The sequence below is a fragment of the Mycobacterium gastri genome (assembly GCF_002102175.1).
GTDB lineage: Bacteria > Actinomycetota > Actinomycetes > Mycobacteriales > Mycobacteriaceae > Mycobacterium > Mycobacterium gastri.
The window spans coordinates 22,801-31,713 of the sequence record NZ_LQOX01000107.1 but is presented as its reverse complement, the minus strand read 5'-3'; the positions used below and the strand labels follow the sequence as shown (position 1 = coordinate 31,713).

At 67.5% G+C, this 8,913-nt stretch carries 8 protein-coding genes; 6 read left to right on the top strand and 2 right to left on the bottom strand.

Annotated features, from left to right (window positions below):
- The first annotated feature begins 843 nt into the window (after window positions 1-843).
- The 6 genes from galT to AWC07_RS12940 all read left to right on the top strand — a co-directional run bounded on the left by galT (window position 844) and on the right by AWC07_RS12940 (window position 6,796).
- Window positions 844-1,914, top strand: a complete 1,071-nt coding sequence (gene galT, locus AWC07_RS12965) for a galactose-1-phosphate uridylyltransferase (RefSeq protein WP_036419914.1) — start codon at window positions 844-846, stop codon at window positions 1,912-1,914.
- Entirely contained in the window at window positions 1,911-3,002 is a 1,092-nt protein-coding gene (locus AWC07_RS12960; RefSeq protein WP_036419913.1) for a galactokinase, read from the top strand. The genes galT and AWC07_RS12960 overlap by 4 nt, the downstream gene beginning before the upstream one ends.
- Window positions 3,003-3,188: 186 nt before the next feature.
- Window positions 3,189-3,404 carry a hypothetical protein gene (locus tag AWC07_RS12955; RefSeq protein ID WP_244187577.1) on the top strand — a complete coding sequence of 72 codons (216 nt, stop codon included), beginning with the start codon at window positions 3,189-3,191 and terminating at the stop codon, window positions 3,402-3,404.
- 143 nt (window positions 3,405-3,547) lie between these two features.
- A complete protein-coding gene (locus tag AWC07_RS12950; RefSeq protein WP_036395309.1) occupies window positions 3,548-3,814 on the top strand; it encodes a DUF1918 domain-containing protein in 267 nt (88 codons plus the stop codon).
- A gap of 30 nt (window positions 3,815-3,844) precedes the next feature.
- Entirely contained in the window at window positions 3,845-5,923 is a 2,079-nt protein-coding gene (locus tag AWC07_RS12945) for an adenosylcobalamin-dependent ribonucleoside-diphosphate reductase (protein WP_036419918.1), read from the top strand.
- Window positions 5,924-5,992: 69 nt separating this feature from the next.
- Window positions 5,993-6,796, top strand: coding sequence for a ribosome hibernation promotion factor (locus tag AWC07_RS12940; RefSeq protein ID WP_036419911.1), 804 nt, complete (start codon window positions 5,993-5,995; stop codon window positions 6,794-6,796).
- 4 nt (window positions 6,797-6,800) lie between these two features.
- On the opposite strand, the gene phoU is transcribed toward AWC07_RS12940, so the two are convergent.
- The gene (gene phoU / locus AWC07_RS12935) at window positions 6,801-7,466 is read right to left on the bottom strand and encodes a phosphate signaling complex protein PhoU (RefSeq protein WP_036419910.1); all 666 of its coding nucleotides are present in this window, start codon (window positions 7,464-7,466) and stop codon (window positions 6,801-6,803) included.
- A 23-nt stretch (window positions 7,467-7,489) separates the two neighbouring features.
- Window positions 7,490-8,911 (bottom strand): RtcB family protein, encoded by a 1,422-nt coding sequence (locus AWC07_RS12930; protein WP_036419909.1) that lies wholly within the window; start codon window positions 8,909-8,911, stop codon window positions 7,490-7,492.
- Window positions 8,912-8,913: the final 2 nt, after the last annotated feature.

Below are 8,913 nucleotides of genomic sequence, written 5' to 3'. Positions count from 1 at the left end.
GACGGAAATCGCGTGCTGATGCGGTTGGGTCGGCGGCTGATGGCGCCGAGTGCGCGTTGATGGCGCCGAGTGCGCCGTGATGGCGCCGAGTGTGCCGTGATGGCGCCGAGTGCGCGTTGATGGCGTCGAGTGTGCCGTCAGGGCGGCCGATCACGGCGGATCCCGCCCTGCATACACAGTCAAAGCCGTCACTGCACACTCGAAACGGTGGCATGACCGCCGATGCGGTGAGCACGTCAGACAGTCCCCAACGGCTGCCCACACTCGATACGGGTTTGAGTGAAGGCGCGGTATCGGGTGTGCCGAAACCGGAAAACCGAGCCAAGGTATGCGCAGGCGGCCAGGCTGCGCACGAGGACATCATTGACCAGCCGCATTCGTGGTCAGGTCACCATGAATTTCCGAGTGAGGCGGGCACAACGCCTACCCCCCAACCCCCAGTGACTCAAGTGATTTACAGTAAGTGACCAGGCTTACCCGCGCGCGACACCCAACCCCGACTACACCAGCTGCGGCAAACACCGCCGGCCGACCCTCACCTGGCCGCGCGAGATCCCGATCGAAGGCGAGCCCGCCGACGTCCACCAGATCGTTGCCGGCTACGCCCAGCGGCTGCAAGCAACTGACTTTCCGAAGCTTTTCGTCAACGCCCCGGAGCCATTCTCACAGGGCCGCAGCGCGAGTTCTGCCGCAGCTGGGCCAATCTCACCGAGGTAACGGTGCATGGTAGTCACTTTGTCCAGCAGGACAGCCCGCCCGAGATTGGGCAAGCGATAGCCGATTGGCTCGCCACACTCGACTGAGCGAGCGCGGCCACGGCACGGGTCGGTTAATGTTCGAAACGTGACGGCGCCGACGCGGGCGAAGCTGGCCGATGGCCGTGACATCTTGTTCTTCGCGTTGCCCGGTAACCTTCCGCAACCGGTTCCCGATCGTCGGCCGCTGCCGCCGCGGGACCAGCAACATTCGGAGTTGCGGTTCGACCGGTCTACCGGGCAGTGGGTGATCATCGCGGCGTTGCGTCAAGACCGCACCTACAAGCCCCCGGCCGGTCAGTGCCCGCTGTGTCCGGGTCCGACGGGGTCGACCAGCGAGGTGCCCGCGCGCGACTACGACGTCGTCGTCTTCGAGAACCGGTTCCCGAGCCTGTCCGGCGCCGGCGGACTCTCACCGGTCGGCGACGGCTTCGCCTCGGCACCGGGCCATGGCCGCTGTGAGGTGATCTGCTTCTCCGGCAACCACACCGGGTCGTTCGCCGGCCTGGAAGCGCCGCACGCCCGCCTCGTCGTCGAGGCGTGGCGGCATCGCACCGCCGAACTGCTGAGTCAGCCGGGCATCGAGCAGGTGTTCTGCTTCGAGAATCGGGGCGAGGAGATCGGTGTGACGCTGACCCATCCGCATGGTCAGATCTACGGCTACCCCTATCTGACGCCGCGGACGGCGACCATGCTGCATCAGGCACGCGAGCATCGAATGCGCCACGGCAACAACCTGTTCCAAGACCTGCTGACCCGTGAGGTCGCCGACGGCGGTCGTATCATCGCCCGCAGTGACCTGTTCACCGCGTTCGTGCCGTTCGCGGCGCGCTGGCCCGTCGAGGTGCACATCTACCCGAACCGGTTCGTGCCCAACCTCATCGAACTCGACGCCGACGAGCTGGACGGATTCGCACAGCTCTATCTCGACGTGCTGCGCCGCTTCGACCGCATGTATTCCGGGCCGCTGCCCTATATTTCGGCGCTGCACCAATACACCGACGCGCAACCGGAGGGCTACTTCCACGTCGAGTTGATGTCGATCCGCCGCAGCGCCACGGCGCTGAAATACCTGGCGGGCTCCGAGTCGGCGATGGACGCGTTCATTAGTGACGTGACGCCGGAAAGTGTCGCCGAGCGGCTGCGAGAACTTGCGTGACGGTCCGCTACGCCGCGCCGGGGCGGATCAACTTGATCGGCGAGCACACCGACTACAACCTCGGCTGGGCGTTGCCGATCGCGCTGCCGCAACGCACGGTGGTGAGGTTCGCGCCCGATGGCGGCGACGCGATCACGGTGAGCAGCGACCGCATGGACGCCGCGGAGCGCATACCGCTGGACACCGCCCCCGGTGGGGTGACCGGCTGGGCCGGCTATGTGGCCGGGGTGATCTGGGCGCTGCGCGCCGCCGGCCATCCGGTGCCCGGGGGAGCGATGTCGATCACCAGCGGCGTCGAGATCGGGTCCGGGCTCTCGTCCTCGGCGGCGCTGGAATGCGCCGTCCTGGGCGCGATCACATCCGCGGCCGGCGTCCGCATCGAACGCATCGAGCAGGCTCGGCTCGCGCAGCGCGCCGAAAACGACTACGTCGGCGCGCCAACCGGTTTACTCGACCAATTGGCGGCGCTGTTCGGGGAGCCGTCGACGGCGCTGCTGATCGATTTTCGCGATCTCGCCATCCGGCCGGTGCCGTTCGATCCCGACGCTTCCGGGATTACGCTGCTGCTGATCGACTCCCGGGCGCGGCATCGTCATGCCGCCGGTGAATACGCGCAACGCCGCGCGTCCTGTGAGCGGGCAGCCGCGGCTCTGGAGGTCTCGTCATTGCGTGACGTCGACGACGTCTCGGCGCTGGCCGCGATCGCCGACCCGGTCGACGCCCGGCGTGCCCGCCATGTGCTCAGCGAGAACCAGCGAGTGCTGGATTTCGTTGCCGCGTTGGAGGTTTCGGATTTCGCCGAAGCGGGCCGCCTGCTCGCCGACTCGCATGCGTCCATGCGCGACGACTTCGAGATCACCACCGAACACCTCGATTTGATCGCCGACACCGCGGTGCGCAGCGGTGCGCTGGGTGCCCGGATGACCGGCGGCGGGTTCGGCGGCTGCGTGATCGCCCTGGTGCCGGATGGCCGGGTGTGGGGAGTCGGGCAGGCGGTGCGACGGACGGTGCGTGACGCCGGCTACCAACAGCCGGTGGTCGGCCGGACCCATGCCGCTGCGGGCGCGGGTCCCGTGCCGGTCAGGTGATCGCAGCGCCGTTCGATATTCCGACGGTGCGACGCCCGGCCGTCTTGTCCGACTCGCGTAGGGCCGTATTCAGTGTGCTGGAGCCCGCCTCACAATAGGGCCTCGCGCGCGTTGATGAAGTAATCGACTGCGGTAGCGTCAAGAATCCTGATCTGTCGATGCCGAGGGACTGCTCGCAGTATGAAAATGTGGATACAGATTCGAGACCGCGACGACGATGCCGAGTTTCCGGACGGCGCCACCTATGAAGTGCTCACCGGCGGCGTGCTGAAGGTCCTCAGCGGCAACGATATTCATCTTTACAGTCCGTCGTACTGGCAGGAGGTGACGATCGATACCCGGTCGGAGGATCAGCGCGGCACCCAAGGCGACGAGCTGGACGACGACCTGAAATGGCAATGACGCCGCCACGATGCCGCCACGACGCCGGCGGAACCGGAACGGCGGCCGAGGGACTTTCGGCCACCGGAGCTAGTGGCCTACTCCCCTCCCGCCAGCGCGCCGGATGAGCGGACGATTGGACTGGTGCGAGGAAGGGGATGTTGATGAAGGCAAATGTCGGAGACTGGCTGGTGATCAAGGGCACGACGATCGACCGACCCGACCATCGGGGGTTGATCATTGAGGTGCATTCAGCCGATGGTTCACCGCCCTACGTCGTGCGATGGCTCGACACCGATCACGTCGCGACGGTGGTCCCTGGTCCGGACGCCGTCGTCGTCACCGCAGCGGAGCAGAAGGCGGCCGACGAGCGCGCCCAGCATCGGTTCGGGGCGGTGCAGTCGGCGATTATGCACGGCAAGAGCACGTAGGCAGTATCGGCTCGGGCGGTGGAGTCGGACATGGCGGCCCGATGGCCGGCACAAGTTCGGCGCCGAGACGGAACTTTGGTGCCGTTCGACATCGCACGGATCGAAGCCGCGGTGGTGCGGGCCGCCCGTGAGGTGGCTTACGACGACCCCGACATGCCGGCCACGGTCGCCAGGGCCGTCGCGGACACGTTGGGTCCCCGGATCGCCTCCGTTGAGCGCATTCAGGACTTCGTCGAGGCGCGGCTGGGAGAAGCAGGTCTCGACGACGTTGCCCGCGCGTACATCATCTACCGGCAGCGCCGCGCCGAATTGCGGGCGGGCAAGGCATTGCTCGGTGTGCGTGACGAGCTGAAGCTGAGTTTGGCGGCCGTGACGGTCCTGCGAGAACGTTATCTGCTGCGCGACGCCCACGGCCGGCCCACCGAGTCGACGGGCGAGATGATGGACCGGGCGGCCCGCTGTGTCGCGGCCGCCGAGGACGAGTACCGGCCGGGATCGTCGACGCAGTGGTCCGAGCGGTTTGCCACGTTGCTGCGCAACCTGGAATTTCTGCCGAATTCGCCCACCCTGATGAACGCCGGCACCGACCTGGGGCTGCTCGCCGGCTGCTTCGTTCTGCCGGTTGAGGATTCGCTGCGCTCGATCTTTGCGACCCTGGGGCACGCCGCCGAGGTGCAGCGGGCCGGCGGCGGCACCGGCTATGCGTTCAGCCGCCTGCGGCCCGCCGGGGATCGGGTGGCCGCCACGGGTGGCACGGCCAGCGGCCCGATCTCGTTCCTGCGGCTTTACGACACCGCCGCAAATGTCGTCTCGATGGGCGGTCGGCGCCGCGGCGCCTGCATGGCGGTCCTTGATGCGGCACACCCCGATATCTGCGACTTCGTCACCGCCAAGGCCGAATCGCCCAGCGCACTCACACATTTCAACCTGTCGGTCGGCGCTAATGACGCGTTCCTGCGTGCCGTCGAAGGCGGCGGCGCACACCGTCTGGTCAACCCGCGCACCGGCAAGACGGTCGCACGCATGCCCGCAGCCGAACTGTTCGATGCGATCTGCCAGGCCGCGCACGCCTGCGGCGATCCCGGGCTGGTGTTTCTCGACACGATCAATCGGGCCAATCCGGTGCCGGCACGCGGCCGGATCGAGGCGACCAACCCGTGCGGGGAGGTGCCGCTGTTGCCGTACGAGTCCTGCAACCTGGGCTCCATCAACCTGGCCCGGATGATCATCAATGGACACGTCGACTGGGACCGGCTCGGTGCGGTCACCGAAGTGGCGGTGCGGTTCCTCGACGACGTCATCGACGTCAGCCGCTATCCCTTTCCCGAGCTGGCCGAAGCGGCCCGCGCCAGCCGCAAGATCGGGCTGGGGATCATGGGTTTGGCCGAACTGCTTGCCACCCTGGGCATTCCGTACGACAGTGACGAGGGCGTGCGGCTGGCCGGCCAGGTCATGCGCCGCATCCAGCGGCAGGCGCACCTGGCGTCGGGACAGCTGGCCGAGGATCGGGGCTCGTTCCCGGCGTTCACCGGCAGCCGGCTGGCCCGTTCCGGCCCGCGGCGCAACGCACAGGTCACCTCCGTCGCCCCGACCGGCACCATCTCACTGATCGCCGGCACCACCGCCGGGATCGAGCCGATGTTCGCCATCGCCTTCACCCGCGCCATCGTCGGCAGGCACCTGCTTGAGGTCAACCCGTGCTTTGACCGGCTGGCCCGCGATCAGGGCTTCTACCGGGACGAGCTGATCGCCGAGATCGCACAGCGCGGGGGAGTGCGTGGCTATCCGCGGCTGCCTGCCGAAGTGCGGGCGGCGTTTCCGACCGCGGCCGAGATCGCGCCGCAGTGGCACCTGCGCATGCAGGCCGCCGTGCAGCGCCACGTCGACGCCGCGGTATCCAAGACGGTCAACTTGCCCGCCGCCGCAACGGTCGAAGACGTCCGCGCCCTGTATTTGGCCGCCTGGAAGGCGAAAGTCAAGGGCATCACGGTCTATCGCTACGGCAGCCGGCACGGACAGGTGCTGTCCTACGCCGCGCCGGAACCGGTGCTGGCTCAGGCCGGCACCGAGTTCAGCGGCGGCTGCGCCGGGCGGTCCTGCGAATTCTGACTTTGTGTCGGCGGGGCGAATGACTTTCGGCCCTGGCCCGTATGCAGATTCGCGGCGTAATAAGAAGGCATGCGCCACGAAACAGAACTGCCACCAGTTATCGACGTTGACGTGACAACACACGGCGAGCTTCCCGGTGCGGCCGATTACGCGCGCAGCAAGATCGGCCAGCTCGGGCGGCTCACCCACAAACGGGTGCTGCACGCCCGCGTCCGGCTCACCGAGCATCGCGATCGGGCGGTGGATCGACCCATCGTTGCGCAGGCCAATCTGGATGTCGATGGCCGCTTGGTCCGCGCCCAAGTTGAGGGGGAGACCGCGCAGGAAGCGATCGATCTGCTCGAGGCGCGGTTACGGCATCGGTTGGAGCGGATCGCCGAACATTGGGAGTCACGGCGGGGCGAGCAACCGGCAGCCGGTCCGCACGAGTGGCGCCATGTGTCCGAGCCCAGTCACCGGCCGAGCTATTTTCCCCGTCCGGGCGACGAACGCCGCGTCATCCGGCGAAAGTCGTTCACCATGGCGCCCTGCACAGTCGATGAGGCCGCCCTCGAAATGAATCTGCTCGACTACGACTTTCACCTGTTCACCGAGAAGGGCACCGCCACCGCGGGCGTCCTTTACCGCGGTGGTCCGACGGGCTACCGCCTCGCGCTGGTGGCCCCGGTGCCCGCCGATCAGCTCAGTCCGTTCGAGCTCGACGCGACCATCAGCGCGCAGCCGGCGCCATGCCTGAGCCTCGAGGAAGCCACCGAGCGGCTGAGTCTACTGGGGCTGCCGTTCCTGTTCTTCATCGATGCCGCCCAGGGCCGCGCCAGCGTCTTGTATCACCGCTACGACGGTCATTACGGGTTGATCACCCCGGCAGGCTAACGGCCTAATACGTTCCGATTTCCTGTTCGGGCAGCAGGGCGCCGGTCGCTTCGAAGACCACCCTTCTGCCGATCTCGACGGCGTGGTCGGCGAAGCGCTCGTAGAAGCGGCCCAGCAACGCGACGTCGACAGCACTGCTGACCCCGTGCTTCCAGTCGCGGTCCATCAGTGTGGTCAAGAGCTGTCGGTGCAGCTCATCCATCTCGTCGTCTTGTTCGCGAATGTGGGCTGCCATATCGGTATTACGGGTCATCACCACTTCCTGTGCGCAATGCGCCAGCTCTACTGCCGCCCTTCCCATTTCGGCGAAATGATGCTCAACGTCGGTGGGCAGCACGTGGTCTGGTTGTCGCCGCTGGACGATCTTGGCGACGTGCACCGCCAGCGCGTCCATCCGGTCCAGGTCGGCGACCACCTGAATGGAGCCGACGATGCTGCGCAGCTCGCCGGCCACCGGCTGCTGCAGCGCCAACAAGCTGAAGGCGCTTTCTTCGGCATGCTTTCGCAGCGCCGCCATTTGGTCGTGGTCGCTGATGACCTGTAGCGCAGCGGCGGCGTCGGCCTGCAACAGCGCCTGCGTGGCACGCTCCATCGCGGCCGCGGTCAGGCCGCAGAGCCGAGCCAGCTGATCACCCAGGTCGGTGAGTCGCTCATGGTAGACGGTTCGCATGGTCTTGTGCCCTCCTTGTCCGGTCAGCCTTTAACGACTCCCAGCGGCACCAGCCGCGCGACCTTACGCGCCAGCCCGGCGCGGTCACTGATCTCGATGACGGTGTCGATGTCCTTGTATGCCTCGGGCTTCTCTTCGGCCAGCCCCCGCCACGAGCTGCCGCGGACGAGGATGCCGGCCCGTTCCAGGCCGCTGCGTAGCGCGTCGGCGTCGGTGTGGCGGGCCGCCTGGTGCCGACTCTGCACTCGGCCGGCTCCGTGCGCCGTCGAGAAGAATGCCGGGTTGTCCGGCACTCCCGTCAAGACGTAGGAGGCGGTGCCCATGGTGCCCGGGATCAGCACCGGCTGGCCGACCGCGGACAAGTCGGGGGGTAGGTCGGCATGGTGCGGCGGCAGCGAGCGCGTCGCGCCCTTGCGGTGCACACAGACGGCGCGCAACCGGCCGTCGACTGGATGCTCTTCGAGCTTGGCCAGGTTGTGCGACACGTCGTACAACACGTCCAGCGTCGTGGCGGTTTCCTGCTCGAACACCCGACGGGCCGCCTCGGTCAACAGTTGACGGTTGGCGCGTCCGTAGTTGGCCGCGGCTGCCATCGCCGCCAGATACGCCCGACCCTCGCGGGAGTCGACCGGAACGCATGCCAGCTGGCGATCGGGCACCTCAATGCCAAAGCGGCCCATGGCATTTTCCATCTGTCGGACGTGATCGGTGCAGATCTGATGCCCCAGGCCCCGGGAGCCGGTGTGGATCATGACGCAGACCCTGCCCTCGGCCAGCCCCATGCTCGCCGCGGCGCCGTCGTCGTAGATGCGATCGACGGCCTGCACCTCGAGGAAGTGGTTGCCAGAACCCAGGCTGCCGATCTGCCCGAGGCCGCGTTCTATCGCCCGATCACTGACGGTGGCCGCGTCGGCGCCGTCGAGCACGCCGCCGTCTTCGCAGCGCTGCAAGTCCCGGGTGACTCCGTGGCCCTGCTCCACCGCGAAGCGGGCGCCGCCGGTGAGGACCTGCTCCAGCGCGCGGCGGTCCGGCAGGCGCCACACGCCCTTGGTGCCGACCCCGCGCGGTATCGCCGCGTCGAGGCGGTCCATCACCGCCCGAATCCGTGCCCGCAGCCGGTCGCGGTCCAGCTCCGGGCTCACCAACAGGCGGACCCCGCAGGAAATGTCGAATCCGACGCCGCCAGGGGAGACGACGCCGTCGTCGTCAATGTCCGTTGCGGCCACACCGCCGATCGGGAAACCGTATCCCCAGTGCACGTCGGGCATCGCAAAAGAGGCCCGGACGATGCCCTGCAGGGTCGCCACGTTGGCCACCTGAGCCAGCGCCATGTCCCCGGGTGCGTCGGGCAGCAGCTTGCGGGAGGCGAACACGATCCCCGGCACCCGCATGGCGCCTTCTTGTTCGATCCGCAACCGGTATGGAGTCTCTTCGATCAGCTTCATCA

Excerpts from the sequence above, each read along its gene's own strand:
- AWC07_RS12930 (WP_036419909.1), bottom strand. The coding sequence starts at position 8,911 with ATGAAGCTGATCGAAGAGACTCCATACCGGTTGCGGATCGAACAAGAA.
- AWC07_RS12945 (WP_036419918.1), top strand. The coding sequence starts at position 3,845 with ATGGCGGCCCGATGGCCGGCACAAGTTCGGCGCCGAGACGGAACTTTG.
- AWC07_RS12940 (WP_036419911.1), top strand. The coding sequence starts at position 5,993 with ATGCGCCACGAAACAGAACTGCCACCAGTTATCGACGTTGACGTGACA.
- phoU (WP_036419910.1), bottom strand. The coding sequence starts at position 7,466 with ATGCGAACCGTCTACCATGAGCGACTCACCGACCTGGGTGATCAGCTG.
- AWC07_RS12955 (WP_244187577.1), top strand. The coding sequence starts at position 3,189 with ATGTGGATACAGATTCGAGACCGCGACGACGATGCCGAGTTTCCGGAC.
- AWC07_RS12950 (WP_036395309.1), top strand. The coding sequence starts at position 3,548 with ATGAAGGCAAATGTCGGAGACTGGCTGGTGATCAAGGGCACGACGATC.